Annotated in this window: 17 protein-coding genes; 6 read left to right on the top strand and 11 right to left on the bottom strand. The window is 37.1% G+C overall.

Features of this window, described 5'->3' with window-relative positions; translation table 11 throughout:
- Positions 1 to 19: 19 nt before the first annotated feature.
- Positions 20 to 1048 carry a LacI family DNA-binding transcriptional regulator gene (locus G596_RS0107485; protein ID WP_022761219.1) on the bottom strand — a complete coding sequence of 343 codons (1029 nt, stop codon included), beginning with the start codon at positions 1046 to 1048 and terminating at the stop codon, positions 20 to 22.
- A gap of 319 nt (positions 1049 to 1367) precedes the next feature.
- On the opposite strand from G596_RS0107485, the gene G596_RS0107480 reads away from it, so the two are divergent.
- Positions 1368 to 3800, top strand: a complete 2433-nt coding sequence (locus G596_RS0107480; RefSeq protein ID WP_022761218.1) for a GH36-type glycosyl hydrolase domain-containing protein — start codon at positions 1368 to 1370, stop codon at positions 3798 to 3800.
- A 78-nt stretch (positions 3801 to 3878) separates the two neighbouring features.
- On the opposite strand, the gene G596_RS0107475 is transcribed toward G596_RS0107480, so the two are convergent.
- From G596_RS0107475 to G596_RS0107460, 4 genes are all read right to left on the bottom strand, one after another.
- Positions 3879 to 4538, bottom strand: a complete 660-nt coding sequence (locus G596_RS0107475; protein ID WP_022761217.1) for a bifunctional (p)ppGpp synthetase/guanosine-3',5'-bis(diphosphate) 3'-pyrophosphohydrolase — start codon at positions 4536 to 4538, stop codon at positions 3879 to 3881.
- A 20-nt stretch (positions 4539 to 4558) separates the two neighbouring features.
- Complete coding sequence (locus G596_RS0107470) at positions 4559 to 5995, bottom strand: MATE family efflux transporter (protein WP_022761216.1); 1437 nt, start codon at positions 5993 to 5995, stop codon at positions 4559 to 4561.
- 3 nt (positions 5996 to 5998) lie between these two features.
- A complete protein-coding gene (locus G596_RS0107465; RefSeq protein ID WP_022761215.1) occupies positions 5999 to 6511 on the bottom strand; it encodes a hypothetical protein in 513 nt (170 codons plus the stop codon).
- A gap of 71 nt (positions 6512 to 6582) precedes the next feature.
- Positions 6583 to 6861: an HU family DNA-binding protein gene (locus tag G596_RS0107460; RefSeq protein ID WP_022761214.1), complete on the bottom strand. Its 279-nt coding sequence runs from the start codon at positions 6859 to 6861 to the stop codon at positions 6583 to 6585.
- 183 nt (positions 6862 to 7044) lie between these two features.
- Between G596_RS0107460 and G596_RS24725 the strand changes: the two genes are divergently transcribed.
- On the top strand, positions 7045 to 7194 hold the full coding sequence (locus G596_RS24725; protein ID WP_022761213.1) for a hypothetical protein: 150 nt from the start codon (positions 7045 to 7047) through the stop codon (positions 7192 to 7194).
- A gap of 40 nt (positions 7195 to 7234) precedes the next feature.
- On the opposite strand, the gene G596_RS0107450 is transcribed toward G596_RS24725, so the two are convergent.
- The 3 genes from G596_RS0107450 to G596_RS0107440 all read right to left on the bottom strand — a co-directional run bounded on the left by G596_RS0107450 (position 7235) and on the right by G596_RS0107440 (position 9635).
- Positions 7235 to 8209 carry a tRNA dihydrouridine synthase gene (locus G596_RS0107450; protein WP_022761212.1) on the bottom strand — a complete coding sequence of 325 codons (975 nt, stop codon included), beginning with the start codon at positions 8207 to 8209 and terminating at the stop codon, positions 7235 to 7237.
- Between the two features lie 4 nt (positions 8210 to 8213).
- Positions 8214 to 8732, bottom strand: coding sequence for a GNAT family N-acetyltransferase (locus G596_RS0107445; protein ID WP_170832652.1), 519 nt, complete (start codon positions 8730 to 8732; stop codon positions 8214 to 8216).
- Positions 8733 to 8981: 249 nt separating this feature from the next.
- Positions 8982 to 9635, bottom strand: coding sequence for a GDSL-type esterase/lipase family protein (locus G596_RS0107440; RefSeq protein WP_175475245.1), 654 nt, complete (start codon positions 9633 to 9635; stop codon positions 8982 to 8984).
- 301 nt (positions 9636 to 9936) lie between these two features.
- Here G596_RS0107440 and G596_RS21375 point away from each other — a divergent pair, with 301 nt between their 5' ends.
- Entirely contained in the window at positions 9937 to 10182 is a 246-nt protein-coding gene (locus tag G596_RS21375) for a PTS sugar transporter (protein ID WP_022761209.1), read from the top strand.
- Positions 10183 to 10250: 68 nt separating this feature from the next.
- Here the strand turns inward: G596_RS21375 and G596_RS0107430 are convergent, their stop codons facing one another.
- The 3 genes from G596_RS0107430 to G596_RS0107420 all read right to left on the bottom strand — a co-directional run bounded on the left by G596_RS0107430 (position 10251) and on the right by G596_RS0107420 (position 13946).
- The gene (locus G596_RS0107430; protein WP_022761208.1) at positions 10251 to 11480 is read right to left on the bottom strand and encodes a replication initiation protein; all 1230 of its coding nucleotides are present in this window, start codon (positions 11478 to 11480) and stop codon (positions 10251 to 10253) included.
- Positions 11481 to 12423: 943 nt separating this feature from the next.
- Positions 12424 to 13161: a hypothetical protein gene (locus G596_RS0107425; protein WP_022761207.1), complete on the bottom strand. Its 738-nt coding sequence runs from the start codon at positions 13159 to 13161 to the stop codon at positions 12424 to 12426.
- Complete coding sequence (locus tag G596_RS0107420; protein ID WP_022761206.1) at positions 13158 to 13946, bottom strand: ParA family protein; 789 nt, start codon at positions 13944 to 13946, stop codon at positions 13158 to 13160. Before G596_RS0107420 ends, G596_RS0107425 begins: the two co-directional genes overlap by 4 nt.
- A gap of 1507 nt (positions 13947 to 15453) precedes the next feature.
- On the opposite strand from G596_RS0107420, the gene G596_RS0107410 reads away from it, so the two are divergent.
- From G596_RS0107410 to G596_RS0107400, 3 genes are all read left to right on the top strand, one after another.
- On the top strand, positions 15454 to 15864 hold the full coding sequence (locus G596_RS0107410) for a hydrogenase maturation nickel metallochaperone HypA/HybF (RefSeq protein WP_242829173.1): 411 nt from the start codon (positions 15454 to 15456) through the stop codon (positions 15862 to 15864).
- Between the two features lie 281 nt (positions 15865 to 16145).
- A complete protein-coding gene (locus tag G596_RS0107405; RefSeq protein WP_022761203.1) occupies positions 16146 to 16508 on the top strand; it encodes a response regulator in 363 nt (120 codons plus the stop codon).
- 326 nt (positions 16509 to 16834) lie between these two features.
- On the top strand, positions 16835 to 17701 hold the full coding sequence (locus G596_RS0107400) for a methylenetetrahydrofolate reductase (protein WP_242829172.1): 867 nt from the start codon (positions 16835 to 16837) through the stop codon (positions 17699 to 17701).
- Positions 17702 to 17709: the final 8 nt, after the last annotated feature.

Genomic DNA, 17709 nt, shown 5'->3' with positions numbered 1-17709 from the left:
TTGCCGTTCTAAATCTTTATTAAATGAGACGCTTTACAGTCTCTCCTTCGTTCAGGTGCCCCGGAACAATTACCTGTTCACTGAGTGTGGTTCTTGGATTCTCGATGGAATCAATGAGCTTTTCGGCTGCTTTTCTTCCTAATAAATCCGTATCCTGAACAATTGTTGTGAGCTGCGGATTGTACTTCATCGCAATATCGATTCCGTCATATCCTGCTATTGAAATATCATCCGGTATTTTTAAACCCTTGAGTTTTATTGCATTTATGCCTCCAAAGGATGAAAAATCATCCGGATACAATATGCATGTCGGTCTGTCCGGCAATTCCAAAAGCTTCTCCGTCGCTCTCTGCGCGCCTACGGTATCACGATACTCCACTTCCAGGATGTACTCATCCGGAATCTCCAGCCCCAGATCCATCGCCGTTTTATAGAAGCTTTTAAGTCGGCTCTGTGTAACCGCTGAATCTGTACCATGTATGTAAGCTATTTTCCTGTGACCCATCTCATATATATATGTGAGAAGGTCCTTCATGCCCATAACGTTATCGGATACAATGGCTGATCTGTCGTTGAAAACATGGTCAATCGTAACAACCGGTATGTTTCCTCTTACAAGCTCTTCAACCTCCGGATTGTAGAAATCCACACAGGCTATAGCCACTCCGTCAAAATTTCTGTATCTTGCATGTGCCAGATAGGACATATATCCCTGTGAGCTTCTGTTATTACTGATAAAAGTAAGGTCATATCCCCTTTCTTCTATCTTTTTCTTAAAGCTCTCAATAACTCTGGCAAAATAGTTATGAGTTAATCCGCTCTGGGAATCATCCATAAACAAAAGTCCTATATTATAGGTTCTGTTTGTTTTTAGTGCTTTTGCAGCAAAATTAGGAAAATACCCCATCGACTCGGCAGTCCTGCGAACGTAATCCTTTGTCTCCTGTCCGATGTCTGCCTGATCGTTTAACGCTTTTGAAACTGTTGCGACAGATACCTTGCACGCAGCTGCTATATCTTTTAATGAAACTCTCTTACGTGCTGCCATCTATCCCCCTTAAAATTTCTAAATCGTTTTCGTAAATTGAATATACAACACATTTTCCATTAAATCAATATCAAATTTATATTTTGTTGTGCACATTGTATCTTTTTGTAACAAATTTACAAAAATAAATATTAAGAATTTATTAATATTTCTAAAAATGATCATAAAATCGCTAAAAAAGACCATTTTTAACGAAAACCTTTGCGAAAACGCGCATTTTGCGCATTTCCTTTTTTTCTTGAAATCTATGAGAAATCCCTATATAATCAACAATAGCAAATAACGCTTAATCGTTTAAGATTTTTTAGGAGGATTTTCGATGAAATACGGATTTTTCGATGACAAAAACCGCGAATACGTAATCACTACACCCAAAACTCCTTTGCCCTGGATCAACTACCTTGGCAATAAGGATTTCTTTACTCTTATATCTAACACCTGCGGTGGTTATACTTTTTATAAGGACGCTAAGCTCCTTCGTCTTACAAGATATCGTTACAATAACGTTCCCTATGATAATAACGGTAAATATTTCTATATTAAGGATGGCGATACTGTTTGGAATCCCGGCTGGCAGCCTGTAAAGACTGAGCTTGATTCTTACGAGTGCCGTCACGGTATCGGTTACAGTAAGTTCACATCTGAGAAGAACAGTGTTAAGGCTTCTGTCCTTACATTTGTTCCTATGAGTGATACCTGTGAGGTTTCTCACGTTGAGCTTACAAACAACAGCTCTTCCGAGAAGAAGATTCAGCTTTTCTCATATGTTGAGTGGTGCCTCTGGAACGCTGATGATGATATGAAGAACTTCCAGCGTAACTTAAGTACCGGCGAAGTAGAGATCGTTGATTCCACAATTTTCCATAAAACAGAATATCGTGAGAGACGCAATCACTATGCAGTATATTCCGTAAATACTAAGGTTGATGCCATCGATACCAGTCGTGATGCATTCCTTGGCGCTTACAACGGCCCCGATCATCCGGACGCTGTTTTCGCAGGAAAGCTCACAAACTCCGTTGCAAGCGGATGGTCTCCGATCGCAGCACACCAGATTGACATCACACTCGCTCCCGGCGAGACCAAGACCTTCAACTTCATCCTTGGATATGTTGAGAATCCTGAGGAGGAGAAATGGGAGTCTCACGGAATCATTAATAAGAAGCGTGCAAATGATCTCCTTGCAAAATATCAGTCAGATGCTGATGTAGAGAAGGCTCTTGCTGAGCTTAATACATATTGGGACAACCTTCTTTCCATCTACCACATCAAATCCGGTAATGAAAAGGTTGACCGCATGGTTAATATCTGGAACCAGTATCAGTGCATGGTTACATTCAATATGTCACGTTCTGCTTCCTATTACGAGTCCGGAATCGGCCGTGGAATGGGCTTCAGAGATTCTTGTCAGGATCTTCTTGGTTTCGTACACCTCATTCCCGACAGAGCAAGAGAGCGTATCATTGATATCGCTTCTACTCAGTTCCAAGATGGTAGTGCATACCACCAGTACCAGCCCCTTACAAAGAAGGGTAACTCCGATATCGGATCAGGCTTCAATGATGATCCGCTGTGGCTGATTGCAGGTACCAGCGCATATATTAGAGAAACAGGTGATATGTCAATCCTTGATGAGACAGTACCTTTTGATAATGATATGAGCGTTGCAACACCTCTTATGAACCACTTAAAGAGAAGCTTCGACTACATCGTTAACCACAAGGGTCCTCACGATTTGCCTCTTATCGGACGTGCAGACTGGAATGACTGCCTGAACCTTAACTGCTTCTCAGCACATCCCGGTGAATCCTTCCAGACTTTTGGTCCCAGCGAAGGCCCCGTTGCCGAGTCAGTTTTCATTGCAGGTATGTTTGTAAAATACGGTGAAGAGTACGCTCAGTTATGCGAGCTTAAGGGTGACAACGCTGAGGCAGAGAGAGCTCGTGCTGAAGTTAAGAAGATGTACGATGCTGTTTGCACAGCAGGTTGGGACGGCGAATGGTTCGTTCGTGCATATGATGCTCACTCCAACAAGGTTGGTTCACACGAGTGCAAGGAAGGTCAGATCTACATCGAGCCACAGGGCTTCTGCGTACTTGCAGGTATCGGTGTTAAGGAAGGCCTCGCAGAGAAGGCACTTAAGAGCGTTGAAGAGCGTCTTGATACCAAGTATGGTGTAATGATCCTTCAGCCTGCTTATACAGAGTATCACCTCGAACTTGGTGAAGTTAGCTCATATCCTCCGGGATACAAAGAAAACGCAGGTATCTTCTGCCACAACAATCCTTGGGTTTCAATCGCTGAAACCGTTCTTGGCCATGGTGACAGAGCATTCGAGATTTATAAGAAGACCTGCCCTGCTTACGTAGAGGAAATCAGTGATGTTCACTGCACAGAGCCCTATGTATACTCCCAGATGGTAGCCGGTAAGGATGCTAAGTTCTTCGGCCAGGGTAAGAACAGCTGGCTTACAGGTACAGCAGCATGGACCTTTGTTAATATTTCACAGTATATCCTCGGAATTTATCCCACACATAAGGGATTATCCGTTGATCCTTGTGTTCCGGCTGATTTTGGTGATTTTGAGCTCACAAGAAAATACAGAGGAACAACTTATAACATCTCCGTTAAGACCAACGGTGCCCAGAAGGGTATTAAGAAGCTTATCGTAAACGGAACTGAGATTGAAGGAACAGTAATTCCTCATGATCCTTCCGTTAAGGAATACAATGTAGAAGCCATCATGGGCTAAACTACCATCGCTAATCCTTCCTTTTTTCTATCCTCTAAAAATCCCCGCAGATGCAACTAATCTGCGGGGATTTGTGTTTCAATTTAACTTTATAATAAACGCCTTTATTGTCTCCAACATGCTTCTAAGCTGATATTTTATAAGGAAAACAGCGTCATTATACTCAAGATTGTCATATTTCAGTTTTTCCAATATCGGATACAGATATTCCTGTGTTTCTTCCACATAATCGATCATTTTTTCGGTAGAAAAAGCCATCGCCATAACACTAACATTATTACACCTGTCTAGCCCCTTAACTATCGATGCCATGGCGTTTGTCGCTATTCCATCATAGTATTTCTTCTTTTCATCAGCAGTCCCGCTGTAATCGACCGGTTTGGTCAATAGCTTGACTGCTTCCTTTACAGTGTCTGAAAAAGGGAGTTCCTCCGGTGCCACCCCACAATCCTCGCAGACATCATGTAAAAGAATCGTCGCAAGGAGCCGATCATCCTTTATTCCCATCGCGTGCGCATGACAGGCCATCATTAGAGGATGGATTATGTACGGAATATGCTCCTGCGTATAGGGACTTTTCTTTCGTGTCTGCCCGGCATGTTTATCTCTGGCATAATAGAGAGCCTGATAGGTCTCTGAGAGATTTTCCTCGATAGCGTAACCGAGCATGCGCGTAAACATATGGTCCTCGGAGAATATTTTTTCCTTGAGAATCCATGCGGGTTTTTCAATATCCATATCATCCTCCTTAAAATACATCATGCATTTTTGACGATATTTTTAACCCAAACACCTTTTTTCACAAGTATAAATCCTATTGTACTCTTAATCAGTTCCAATGCGCAAACACAGAAGTAAACCGTGGTCACAGCCATCACGGTATATCCTGCAAGAACTCTGGCAACCGGAACACTTACCGCCCATGTAAAGCAGCTGTCGAACAAAAATGTAATAAGAGTTTTTCCTCCTGATCTTAATGTAAAGTATGACACATTTGCAAAAGCATTTACAGGCATTACACACGCAACAATCCTAATAAATTCCGTTGCAAGATTCCTGATCTCGGGCTCAGTGTTGTAAATTTGAGGAATAACGGGTGATACTAAAAACAATAAACTGCCCATAATTATGCAGCTTGTTATGCTAAGAGCCGCCATTCTCCATGCATAAATCCTCGCCTTCACATAATGCTCCGCTCCTAGCTCCTGTCCTACCACAATGGATGTTGAATTACCAAGAGATAAAAATACCTCATTAAATATCTGTGCTATTGTATTGGCAATATTCATCGCGGCAATTACCTCTATTCCTCTCATGGAATAACTCTGCAGTAAAACCGCCTGTCCAAGACTCCACAGGCATTCATTTACCAAAAGCGGAAGGCTCTTTGACAATATCGGCCATATCATGTGCACAGGTACATGAAAATTCTTATATAAGCCCTTCAAAAACTCGTACTCTGCCTTCTTAAGATGACCTCTGAATACTACTATACTTGATTCAACAAACCTTGAAATAACAGTTGCTATTGCCGCTCCGGAAACCCCGAGCTTTGGAAAGCCGAAATGACCGAATATCAGTATGTAGTTAAATATGAAATTAATAATCATAGCAGTCATGCTGGCAACCATCGGAAGTGTGGTCTTCCCCGATTCACGTATGGTTCCTGCATAGACCTGCGTAATACCAAACGGAACAAGACTTACAAGCAAAATATTAAGATAATTTCTTGCAAGTCTCATTGTTTCCGCAGCCTCTTCGGCAGATGTCTCTTTTGCTATATATAACTCAATGAGGCTTGTTCCTGCTATTTTGAACAAAATAATCGCAGAAACAGAAATCACCAGCGCTACTATCATTTTAAAACACATGGTGATTCTTACTCCTTCATAATCTCTTTTTCCAAAAAACTGTGTTCCGAAAATACCTGCTCCCGCAAGAGCACCCCAGACGCACAACATGAATACAAACATCAGCTGATTAACAATTGCAACCGCTGACATCGAAAGTGTTCCAACCTGCCCAACCATAATGTTATCTAAAAGTCCCACAACGTTGGACAAGGTGTTTTGTATAATCATCGGCAAGACAACCATCGCTACTTTTTTGTAAAAATGTGCCTCGCCAATCAGACATTCTTTCAGCGGAAGCTTTACCTTTATGGCATCCGCCGCAGTCACCTCTGTATTTTTCATATTTTAATTTGTAGCTCCGTCAATCTGATCCATAACACCATCGGAATACTTTTCAAGAATTCCGGTCAATTCAGAATAATCTTCAGCTGTAAGCTTGTCCTGTGCATAGTCCATAAGACCATCTACATCCTTATTTGATATATAGGATTCCACATCTCCCATCGATTCAAGAGAGATATTCTCGGAAATAATCTCAGAAACCTTATCCTTCTCCTCTTCGGTAATTGATTCCAACTTTTCCTTAACTTCCGAATCGGACTTTTCTGCGTATTCCTCGATAGCCTTGTTTACAACAGTCTTTGCAACCCCTTTTACTACTTCCTTTTTGGCACTTTCTATAGCACCTGTTATCCCTTTTTCCTCAGGCTTTTTCGCACCTTCCGCATTCGTCTCTTCGGAAGTTTCCGCGGTCTCCTCGGTATTTGTATTAAAAATTGAATCTTTACTGTAAAGATATATTCCTCCGATAGCCAATACAATTGCCAATGTAACTACAAAAGATTTAAATATTTTCATAAATTATTCCTCGTAAAAATTGAAAAACCCGGAGTGCCAATGACACCCCGGGTCTAAGCTCATGATCTGAATTATTTCTTGTTAACGAGATCCTTAAGGGCCTTACCAGCCTTGAACTTAGGAGCGATTGAAGCAGGAATCTTAATGGAAGCACCTGTCTGAGGGTTCTTACCTGTTCTAGCTGCTCTCTTTGTGGTCTCGAATGTACCAAAGCCAACGAGCTGAACCTTATCCTTCTTCTTAAGTGTCTTAGAAACAACATCAATGAAAGCCTTAACAGCCTTCTCAGAATCCTTCTTGGAAAGACCTGTTTCCTTAGCAATAGCTTCTACAAGTTCTGTCTTATTCATTTTTTATCCCCCTTTGTAGGTTGTATTTTGAAACTAAAGAAATTCTACCACTACCTATCATCTAAATCAACGCTTTTATACGCTTTTTCGCTATTTTTCAAAATGAAAACCGCATTTTTTTGTGCCTCTGGTCCCATTTTAGTGATATGATTAGTATATAAACACTCTATATCAGGAGGCGATATGGGCGCAGAAAATAAGGAAAAAGAAGAATTAGCGGATATACCAACACATCCTGAGGAAGCTGAAAAAGCCAAAAAGCTTAAAGCTGCACCGGATGAAATCCTGGCAAAAGCCATACATGAAATGCTCATGAAGGATATTCCGCAATAAATACTCCTTTTATACAGCATGACATCATGATGTATTGTTGTCATGTCTCTTTTATTATGCAATTTTTGAATACTGCCCTCTCGGCATTCCTGTATTCCGCAATATTTTTTGCAGTTCTTATCTTGTGTATATAGGGCTCAGCCGCTTGTCCATTTTCCTGTATCAAAAGATTTCCAACATAAAACCATATTTCTTTCATTTTATGCATTATTGATTCTTCTGCAGGAATTTCTACCTTGTAACAGTTTTCAAGTTCTCGGATAAAATCCTTTAATTCAAGAAGTGTTATTCCTGATCCTCCGCTTATCTGTCTTGCAAGTGCAGGATTTGCAACCAACCCTCTTCCCAGCATTACCTCGCATAAATCCGGAAACTGTCCTATGATTCGTTGATAATCCTCTGCATGAAATATATTACCGTTATATCCTACAGGATTCTTACTGTTTTCATAAGCCCAGGAAAAAACCCCCATGTCAGGAAGTCCTTTATACATCTGAGTTCTAACCCTGGGATGTATTATTACACTTGAAAAGGGATACTTATTAAGTACAGGTAAAATATCTTCGAATTCATGCGGATTTACAAGTCCCAGCCTGGTTTTTACCGAAAATTTAATATCCCTTGTTATCTTATCGTCAAAAACTTCTGCAAACAATACATCAAGTCTTTCGGGGTCCTCTAGCATTCCTGAACCTTTGTGCTTACTTACTACTGTTCCCACCGGACAGCCCATATTCAGGTTTATCTCATCATATCCCCTCGAATGAAGCTCGCCCAATGCCCAAATTATCTCATCCGCATCATTTGCCATTATTTGCGGTATTATCCTTATTCCCTGCTCAGAATTGTTTTCAGGTAATATCTCACGGATATCTCTCTTTTTTATCGAATGATGCTTATAAATCGATAAAAACGGGGTATAGTAGACATCTATACCCTCCTCAAAGATTCTGTGATGAGCATTTCTGTAGCAATATAATGTTATGCCTTCCATCGGCGCAAAAGATGTTCGCATCGTACTAGTGTCTCCATAAATTCTTGGACATCAAAATCTCATCATGATAGGTCCCATCCATCATTTTGAAAGCCTGCGGAATCTGACCGCAATCCAAAAATCCCTTTTTCTTATATAATCTAAGTGCTCTTGCATTATCAGCAAAAACACTGAGCTCCAATCTCTCATATCCGCAATTCTCAGCAAGCTCTATAGCCTGATCAAGAAGATGTGACCCCAGTCCCAAATTCCAGTATTGTTTTCTCACCACAAGCTCTGCTGAAGCCCTGTGACGAGTTTTGAAGTTTAAACCCACAGGGCTTACTGAAGTGACTCCTACGATTAAATCCTCATCAAAAATCGCTATCATGCCAAGATGCTCAGCCCTTAAATAATTTCCTATGATTTCACGCTCTTTTTCCACGGAATTTTCAATTTCGTAGGGATACCTGGTCAGATATACTGTCTCACCGGCAACATCCCTCCTGAAAGCCAATACTTTCTCAGCATCTTCTGCCGTCGGAGTTCGAAGTTTTAATTCCATACCCCTTTTTGTCGTTACTCTTCTCTCCTCAACTCTCATAATGCTAAATTATCATCCCCCAAAACTACTAATTATTTTTATAATATCACGTGCTATAATTAAGTAAGTTTTTGACTATACTAGTCATTAATTGGCATTTCCAAAATGCTTTATGCACTCTTATATTATGCAACAAAAAATCCACAAAGTCGATAACTTCGTGGATTTTAGTTATATTAAATAATGTTATAATTTATAGACAATTGGTTATCACGCGAGATGAGCGCACACATAATCATCAACTTCATGTCTTTCCTGGGTAAGATCGATGTTTTGAAGAATATCTGCCATTTTATCTGCGAATACCCTGTGTCCGTCCGCATTCATATGCACACCGTCAAAGGACATCTCAAGATCCCATTCACTTGCATCTGCAAAGAATATTCCGACTTCCTGCGCAATTATATCCAGTTCAGCAGAAAATCTCTTTCTCTGAGCCTCTGCCTCTTCCAGATTTTCATCCATATGAGGAAGTATTCTTGGAGGAGCAATCAGAAGAAATCCGGTTTTATTATCAATAAACTCTGTCCTTGCCAGCTGTCTTTCGATAAAATCTCTCATTTTTGTCGCAACCGTCTCAGCATCAGGAAGAGACATGCTTATAAGATCATTTGTTCCAAGCATAACTGCAAACAGATCAAGCGGACTATTCTCCAAAACTGTCTTGTCTAGAGATAAAAGGGAATAGGGATTATCCGGTATTACTCTGCCATTCATTCCATCAGCAAAAACTCGCCAATCTTCATACACCTTTGAAGCCAATATATCTGTCCATCTCTCTGATGCGGGAAGTCTTCCGCCCATCATTCCTCTGGGATCAAATCCGTATGTGTTCGAATCACCGTAAAAAAGCACTTTTTTCATATACATCGCCCATTCCTTTCTGTATTTTTCTTTATTTCCAAATTCAATATACCACACGAATTATGAATAATCTGTGTTTTTATAGTTTTTTTATGGAATTCAGCCTTTTTTTCGCAAATTTTCGCAATTTCTACACATTTTGACGCAATAATATCATTTTACTTTCCGATATATTGTATTTATTAAATTTTTATATGCTATATTTTGTGGTTGTTCTTTTCGTAAGTTTATGTTATCGTATTGACTGTATTTTTTAATCATTTTCTATAGGGGGAAGCGCAAAATTAGCGCGATTTGTACTATGACAAAAGACGTAAAAATCAGTTTCACAGACAAAAAACAGGTAATTAAGTTCGTGCAGATGAATTCAAGTTCATCTTGCCAGATCGATGTTCGCAGCGGTCACAGCTACATTGATGGCAAATCCATCATTGGTCTTCTTTCACTTAACTTATTGAAGCCTTTATATGTATCTGTAATCGGCGATAAGAACAAGATCGCAGCATTGATCAATGGTTATCAGGAATCACATCTTGTAGCCGGTTGATTCGGATGTAATTTAATCCAATATTTTTTTATGTATTAAAAAAAGAGCTCGTTTGAGCTCTTTTTTCTTTAGAAATTATCAAGAAGTTCCGATTCCATATCCTCATAGGAAAAAGTACTTTGCACATATTCTCCGACGATAGGACTTGCCTTTACTCCTGCTGATGTGTATTTATTCTTAATTGCCGCTATCATCCATCCAACAAAATTTTCCACATTACCGGATTGTCTCAAATATAAATCATACGCATTTTTTATCTTATCCAGGTTATAATTTGATGCCTTCAAAATAGACCTGATCTCTGAAATCTTAATCTTTTCGTCTATAATATCCTGTACCTGATCCATAAGCTCCAATTCACGTGCAGGATTTATAGTTGTTTCCTTCTGATTTAAATCATCACATGCGTTATTTTTATTCTTAACCCTCGGATTTACATCGATCTTAAATCTGATACTTACTACTTTTCCACCTCTTCCGGCCTTGACCGGTTCATAATCAAACCAGATACTGGTGGTTTCATTTAATTCTTTCTGTGCTTTATCAAGAGCAAACTTCTTGAAATTACCAAAAGTCTTAAGTTTACCTGCCCCATCCAGCTTGTCAGCCTGCTTCTCTATAGCATCGTAATCCGGATTTCCCTTCTTAAGTGCGCTGATTATTGCAGGATCTGCCTGAGAGTCGATTATTCCCAGACGAAGTTTCAAATCTGTAAGATGATACTGAACGTAATATGGCCCTTCTTTTCTTGTAATAGCACGCTGTTTGTCCATTTCAGCCTTCAAAATCTCGTATAATCTGAATGAATATACGCTGTTAAGCTGTACAGCTTCCGCCAGACTAAGAACTGTATAATTGTTCTGAAGATTTGCCAGATAAGGAGTAATCTTACTGTTATAGCGCACATTCAGAACTCCGTTTTTGAAAGAGGCATCCGTAATGACATTTATGGCCTCAATCTCTCTGGTATCATCATTGGAATAGATAATTCTCCAGTCAAGTATTGATGGTTTTGACTTCACAGGCTCAATGGCAGCCTTTATATGTTCATAAAAAGAGCCACCCTTAACGCCAAAAATCTTCTTTAAGTCAGTTCCGTATATATTTGCTTCCAGTGTATTGCTATCCTGATTAAGCTCTGCCTTTGCTATACTTACTGCAAAGAGCTTCTGGACAAGAAGTGTAGATCTTCCTTTAGAATTGATCAGCGTATTTGCCTTTTTGTAATGCTGATTAGATAAAAAACTTTCAATAGCAGTTGTTTCTTCTTCCATCTGCTGTTTTGATTTGCGCCCCAAAACAACCTCCTTCACCCCAAAAGGTCTTTATTCATACCTTTTTAATACTAGCTTATTATAGAGCTATTATATCACACTGTAAACAAAAAATACCTGATTTTATTAAACTTCTTCCTTTTTGATAATATTATATACCCCTTAACTAATATCTTCTATTATATTCTATGTTATTTTATCGGTATATTGATAATTACGGTTGACTATATGAGTCATTTATAAAATTGACTTATAGAGTACCAAATAAAATATATACCCATTTACTACTAATAAAGTATAAAATCTCCCCATAAACTACTAAATAAATCAAATTATATACCTTTTTTCTACTAACTTGGTCATAAATATCCCCTTTTACTACTAACTACTCTGATATTAATCTTTTTCCGGTCAATAAAATTAGGCTAAAAAACGCTTTTTTTTCATTTTATCTACTTTACTGTACATTTATGTACCCTTTTTCTATCGAAGTTACTATAAAACCTCCCCAAAAACTTACTAAAAAGGATTTATATATCCCTTTTTTCTACTAAGTTATTAAAGTATATGCGATCAATAATAGAAATACTGTGAATTTGACGCGTTTTGCTGCTTATTCCCCCGCTTAGGCCTGATCCGGAAACATTATGATATATCTACCTAAAAACTACTGGATTTTACCATTTTTCTTTTTTATCATCCCAAAATCTACTAATTAACTCTTCTAAAAATCCCTATTTTCTACTAACTACTACTTATTCTTTACTTTTTCTTTGTTTTATATGACCCATTTTTATATCATCTTATTCCATTTAAGTAATCATCATGTACCAAATAACTACTTACCTTAAGCCCTTTTTCTAGACAAAAAAACCTCGAAAGGCCCATATCTTCTGGCATTTCGAGGTTATTAATTAATAAAGAATTTTGTTGTTAATTAATATATATTGTTAACAACATACGTTGTTTAAATATTTAATTGTTCCATAAAGGATTTATATTTTAGATACAAATCTTTATTTTTCTCATAATCCTGTTCAATAAGATTACTAATATATTGCTGATAAGATATTTTACCGGATTGAGTCATAAAATCAACATATGATCTTAACTCTCCTAATCTAATATGTAGAACACCACTACTCTTCTCTTCAGGCATTAAAGGAATTGGTTTACGTCCAACATTTTTGGAAGCTTTTGTTGTTTCATTTTCATAAACAGTAGTGGGCTGTACTGTAGGCTGCTCTGCATATACTATCTGTGGCTGCATAGCAGGAGCCGCTTCCTGAACATATGAAACTACTGGTTGAACAGGTTGCACCTGTTGTATAGGCTGAATCGGCTGAGCTGGCTGTACAGGTTGTGTGGGCTGCACTGGTACAGAGGATTGAACTACAGTCTGAGCATTTGTTGAAACTGATGCAGCTACAGGAGTAGCAACAGATATTTGCTGTTCTTGTGCAGGTACAGGCTGCGCAGCAGGCTGTACAGGTTCTGGAAGTACTTGTTCAATTTCTGGTTCCGGAACCTTCTTATTTACAGGCTTTTCATCAATAACGGGTGTTTCAATAACGTCAGATACAGTATCTTTTTTTGTTTCTTTCTTTGTTGTATTTTCTGCTTTCGCAGGTGTCTCCTGTATGGGCTGGTCATTGACCATTTTCTGGAAGTTTTTTGCCATTGCATTGTGCAAATTCTTTTTCATTTTGACTCCCCTTTCAGAAACTCTTTAACAAATGCTTCATAATCTTTTGTAGCACGTGCATTAGGTGCGTATTCGAATAATGACTGATTAAGTGTCTGAGACTCCTCTACAGCGACATTTTGGTGTATTTTGGTGTTATATACCTTTATTTCATACTCTTTTGCCAGCATTTCAATACCTTCGAGCCAAATATTGGCATTATTGGTATTTCTGCAATTGGTTACGAGGATTCCGGCTACATCAAGATCAGGATTATTTAATCTCTCTGACATGACAGATATCCATGAAAACAGCATATTTGCACCATTTGTTGCGAATGCCTCTGGTGTCATAGGAACTACAATCTTATCTGTAATTGCAAGTACATTCTGTGTAATAAGGGCCAATGTAGGGCTGCAATCAATAATACAATAATCATATTCCTTATTTAGCTTTTTCAATGCTCTTTTAAGCATAAATTCTCTGGAAGTAACACCTGAATAGTCCAAATCAGCAGAAGTAAATTCAATTCCTCCTATAATAAGGTCTAAATTATTATTTATAGGTATCAAAGTGTCATTTATATCTGCTCCGGGCTCCCCTTTTTCTGACTTAAATACGTCAGATAATGTAGCTGCAGGTATGTTATATAGATCAATTCCTGCAGCCTGGCTGAGATTTTCCTGTGGATCAGAGTCAATCATAAGTACTTTGTAACGTTTTTTTGCCAAACCGGATGCTAATGCATAAGTAGATGTTGTTTTTGCAACGCCACCTTTTTGGTTGCAAAATGAAATTGTCTTCATATTCCCTCCCATTTATCACATTTAATCATTGTATATTGTAACATTGCTGATTAGATGTGTAAAGATAAATATAAAATGATATATGTGTTATTTGATATAACAATATATAGATATATAAATATATTGCTAATAATATATTTATATATATGTATATATGTATATCATAAAATAAATGTAACAAGATACATATATATAAATGGAATAATGTAATATGCTAACATGACATCATTTAAATAATATAGATGTATATAAAAATAACAATACAACATGATGTCATATAGAATAATTAATGCTGAACATATAAAATGGTGTGGATAATACACTACATCAATACATCAAAACAACATACTATATATTGATGCAGTGATGTGTTGATCCATGACGCAGCCTTGGCGTATATAGTTAGAGTTTTCACGCAAATAATGATCGTTTTTTACAATGATGTAATGACATCATGATATATAAATATATACAACATATAGTACCTACAATAATAATAAATACAATATATTGAGTTATGACTTGTATATATGTAGTAAGCTTGGCCTGAACTGGTTACATTATATACGTTTCAAAATACATGGTTATTAAGTTGGAAAAATGATGTAGTGACATCATTATGTAAACATATCAAGTAACTTTGGATATAACATCATGATGACTTGATACAAATATATTAATGGAATATGTGATAAATATATCGTTATGTAAACATGTATTTAGGTATAGACATCATAATGTATCAATATATATAGACATCAATATATTATGTTTACATGATATATATCTATATTATTAGAATGTAAGTATGATATAATAGTATCATTAGATGATGAATATATGATGTACAAATATCTAAATAAAAATATATAAATATATAAATAAAACAATATATTTAGAATAATAATCATCAATATGTAATAGTATTTGTAAATAATGATGAGCAAATATAAAGATGAAAATATATAAAAATGTGCATATACATTTATATTATGTTGATTTGTATACTTGATAATAATATAAAAAGATGATATTATATAAATGTATTTTGATTACATATATGCATTTTTAAAATCTAAAAAAATAGAGAGTAAAACAGAAAAAAATCAGGGAAAATTTCGTGAAAAAATCCTGGGTTTTTATCCTGATTTTTCGACATATAAAGTGAAATTAAAAGCCCAGATCAGATGAAGGAAAGAATAGACTGACTAAAATTTAAAATATCTGTTTATTCTGGAAATTATAAAAATAATATAAATTAAGCAGATTATAATAGAACTGTGGAAACAATTTGATATATATCATGTGTTATATATAATGATATTCAGCGATATAGAGGATAATGATTAATATTTATACATATATATATTAATATTGTAAATATTGACTCAATAGGTTAATGTATATAAATAACATATATTATTAAATTGAAAAGCATTGCAAATAGCCAATATCACAAATAACTATAGATATTTAATAAAAAACAACGAAAATAATTTAGAATCCATTGACTGAAAAAGTCATTGGATTATTTTTTATATTGTATACACAATTTAAGGAGGCCGATAAAATGCATGAATTGAGCTATATCATAGATATTGTTAATGCAGTACAGGAAGAAGCCGAAAAAAATAATATCAGGAAAGTAAAAAAAATAATTGTTGATGTAGGTGAGATGAGCGGCGTTGTGCCGTATTATTTACACAAATACTATCCGGAAGCAGTAAAAGGAACGAATTTGAGTGATACAGAGCTGGAAACCAATCTGATCGAAGTGCAAATTCAGTGCGAAGGGTGCGGAAATACATATCATCCGGACAAAGAAAACAGATATAAATGTCCTGATTGCGGAGAAAGAAAAGGAAAATTATTAAAGGGTAAAGGAATCCAGATAAATTCTTTAGAAATTGAGGAATGAATATAGATAATTTTTGCAGAATAAAGTGACAATCAAGAAATAAAAGTGCATTCTAATATAACATGATGACAATACAACTATATATAATGATGTCTTGATGGGCTTATATATACATTTTTTAGAATTTATTTCGAAACGGAACGAAATTTTATCATTTTTTAATTGTTTGAACGACGATTTAGGGTTTTTTTTGAAAAATTTATGATAAAATAGAAAATGAATTCGAGAGATTTACCGGAGCGCAAATTAAACATCCGGAATAGAAAATATGGAGGTTCATAATGGCTAAGAGAGTACTTATTACAGATGATGCCGCTTTTATGCGCATGATGTTGAAAGACATTCTGACAAAGGGTGGTTATGAGATTGCCGGTGAGGCCGAAAATGGTAAGATCGCAATCGACAAGTATAACGAACTTAAGCCTGATCTTGTAACTCTTGATATTACCATGCCGGAGCTTGATGGTATTGGTGCTCTGAAGGGTATAAAGGCTGCGGATCCCAATGCTTGTTGCATTATGTGCTCGGCTATGGGCCAGCAGGCGATGGTAATCGAATCAATACAGGCCGGTGCGAAGGACTTTATTGTTAAGCCTTTCCAGGCAGACCGTGTATTAGAGGCGGTTAAGAAGGCTATCGGATAAATAATAAAATAAATCAATAAAAGTGGACTAATATTTTTTACAGATGCACCGATATATTTATTAGCAACGGAAAGCAACCTGTTTCCATGGAAGGGAAACGACATGGAAACAGGTTTTTTATGCCCTTTTTTAGGGACCGTTGCAGTGATCAAAGGATGGATCGCAAGCTTGATAACCATATAGAAAGCTGCCGGGCTGCCCCCTGGCAGCTTTCACGTGTTATGCCCTTATAATGATAAAATATGGCCCATTTAGGGAGAAAAAACTTATAGGTGTTATGAATAGTATGATACAATACATTCTAAAAGAAACGGAGGATGGAAGAAGTGGGAAGTATTAAGGATCTTTACGGTGAAGGCAAAACAGTATTATCATGTGAAATTTATCCGCCGAAAAAGGAGGATGAATTTAACAATATTTATACAAAACTTGAGCAGCTTTCGGAAATTAAGCCGGATTTTGTCAGTGTAACCTATGGCGCAGGCGGATCTAATGCCGGAAAGGCAGTTGAAATTGCAGATTACGCTAAGAATAAGGCGGGACTAGAAGTAGTTTCGCATATTACAAGCGTAGGCTTCAGTAAAGAAAAATTAGAGGAAGGTCTTAACAGATTTAAGGACATTGGGATTGAAAATATCTTGGTTTTAAGAGGCGACAGACCGAAGCTTATGACTGATGAGCAGTTCAATACACGCGATTTCCTCCATGCCAGTGATATGGCTGAATATATCAAGGGAAAAGGCATGGATTTTACTTTGCTTGGAGCATGCTATCCGCATAAGCATCCTGAGGCAAAAACTGAGGAAGAGGATATAAACAATACAAAAACAAAGGTTGATAAGGGCTGTGATGTGCTCATATCGCAATTATTCTTCGAAAATGACTACTTTTATCGTTTGATTGATAAATTACATGACTTGGGTGTAAAAGCGCCCATATCGGCCGGAATAATGCCAATTACGAGTGCAAAGCAGTTAGGGACCACAGTAACCCTTTCGGGAACTACCGTTCCGGAGGAATTATCATCTATTATTTCCAAATATGGAGACAATCCTGAGGAAATGAAAAAATATGGTATTGATTATGCAATTAAACAGGCGTTGGAGTTAAAGAACAGAGGTGTTGACGGCATACATTTCTATATCATGAATAAGCCCGATCTGGCTAAAATACTGATGGACGCAGTTAGATAGGCACTTAT

Origin of the sequence: Butyrivibrio sp. AD3002 (assembly GCF_000420905.1) — a bacterium.
Lineage (GTDB): Bacteria > Bacillota > Clostridia > Lachnospirales > Lachnospiraceae > Butyrivibrio.
Note: the sequence above shows the minus strand (reverse complement) of the source record. Positions and strands in the feature narration are given on the sequence as shown.

What these genes read in the sequence shown, in the direction of transcription:
- G596_RS0107445 (WP_170832652.1), bottom strand. Translation starts at nt 8,732, where the DNA reads ATGGAATTAAAACTTCGAACTCCGACGGCAGAAGATGCTGAGAAAGTA.
- G596_RS24725 (WP_022761213.1), top strand. Translation starts at nt 7,045, where the DNA reads ATGGGCGCAGAAAATAAGGAAAAAGAAGAATTAGCGGATATACCAACA.
- G596_RS0107465 (WP_022761215.1), bottom strand. Translation starts at nt 6,511, where the DNA reads ATGAAAATATTTAAATCTTTTGTAGTTACATTGGCAATTGTATTGGCT.
- G596_RS0107480 (WP_022761218.1), top strand. Translation starts at nt 1,368, where the DNA reads ATGAAATACGGATTTTTCGATGACAAAAACCGCGAATACGTAATCACT.
- G596_RS0107460 (WP_022761214.1), bottom strand. Translation starts at nt 6,861, where the DNA reads ATGAATAAGACAGAACTTGTAGAAGCTATTGCTAAGGAAACAGGTCTT.
- G596_RS0107405 (WP_022761203.1), top strand. Translation starts at nt 16,146, where the DNA reads ATGGCTAAGAGAGTACTTATTACAGATGATGCCGCTTTTATGCGCATG.
- G596_RS21375 (WP_022761209.1), top strand. Translation starts at nt 9,937, where the DNA reads ATGACAAAAGACGTAAAAATCAGTTTCACAGACAAAAAACAGGTAATT.
- G596_RS0107425 (WP_022761207.1), bottom strand. Translation starts at nt 13,161, where the DNA reads ATGAAAAAGAATTTGCACAATGCAATGGCAAAAAACTTCCAGAAAATG.
- G596_RS0107470 (WP_022761216.1), bottom strand. Translation starts at nt 5,995, where the DNA reads ATGAAAAATACAGAGGTGACTGCGGCGGATGCCATAAAGGTAAAGCTT.
- G596_RS0107485 (WP_022761219.1), bottom strand. Translation starts at nt 1,048, where the DNA reads ATGGCAGCACGTAAGAGAGTTTCATTAAAAGATATAGCAGCTGCGTGC.
- G596_RS0107420 (WP_022761206.1), bottom strand. Translation starts at nt 13,946, where the DNA reads ATGAAGACAATTTCATTTTGCAACCAAAAAGGTGGCGTTGCAAAAACA.
- G596_RS0107440 (WP_175475245.1), bottom strand. Translation starts at nt 9,635, where the DNA reads ATGAAAAAAGTGCTTTTTTACGGTGATTCGAACACATACGGATTTGAT.
- G596_RS0107475 (WP_022761217.1), bottom strand. Translation starts at nt 4,538, where the DNA reads ATGGATATTGAAAAACCCGCATGGATTCTCAAGGAAAAAATATTCTCC.
- G596_RS0107450 (WP_022761212.1), bottom strand. Translation starts at nt 8,209, where the DNA reads ATGCGAACATCTTTTGCGCCGATGGAAGGCATAACATTATATTGCTAC.